The organism is Acidovorax sp. KPB24-07, from assembly GCF_057543315.1.
In genome coordinates, this window is the sequence record NZ_BAAJYS010000830.1 from 1 (window position 1) to 784 (window position 784).

Below are 784 nucleotides of genomic sequence, written 5' to 3' on the forward strand. Positions count from 1 at the left end.
AGTCCCGGGCCCGCACGTCGTCGGTGGGCGTGTGGGCCAGGGCCTCGCGCAGCGCGGCGGCCAGGTCGCCTTCCCACAGCGCGCGCACGCCGCCCATGGCCACGTAGTTGTCCACGCCGGGGGCGAACACGGGGTTGGACTGCGACAGCTCGGTGAGCCGGGCCTCGGGCAGCTTGGTCACGCGCGCCATGGCGGGAATGCGCATCACGCGGATCTCGGCCTCGGGCAGTGCGTAGCAGGCGTCGGCGATCAGGCCCGAGGTGATGAAGCCGCCCGAGAGCGCCTGGTCGTAGACCAGCCCAACCACGCGGTGGCCGTGCCGGCGCGCGAGGTCGATGGCCATTCCCAGGTGCGCCATTGCGCGGTTGATGCCCAGCAGTTCGTCGCGCCGGCGCAATTGCTGGCCCTGCGTGTCGATGAGCAGCAGGATGGCGCGGCCGGGGTGCTGCGCCACGGTGTCCAGCACCGCGCGGGCCTGGGCCAGCGCCAGCCGCACGCCGATGGGCGCATGGTTTGTGGTGCCGATCACGGCCAGGGGCTGGCCGTCGAAGGTGGGTGTGCCCAAGAGCAGGTCGCCATCGGCCACGATGCCGTGCTGCGCGCCGAAGAGCCTTTCGGCCAGGGTGTTCCATTGCATGTCGGTTCCTTCTCGTTCGTTGCTGCGGGTTCAGGCCGGGCGCAGGCCCTGCACCGCCGCCACGTCCAGCTCGGGCACCCGGGCGGCATCGGCCACGCCCAGGGCCTGCCACAGCGCGGTGGCGTCGTCGGCGGGGGCATCGTCCGG

General features: G+C 72.7%; 1 protein-coding gene. It reads right to left on the reverse strand.

From position 1 onward, the window contains the following. Window positions 1–637 (reverse strand): biotin-independent malonate decarboxylase subunit gamma (locus tag AC27IQ_RS26115; protein WP_487091379.1); only part of this gene is annotated, 637 nt, incomplete at its 3' end. Window positions 638–784: the final 147 nt, after the last annotated feature.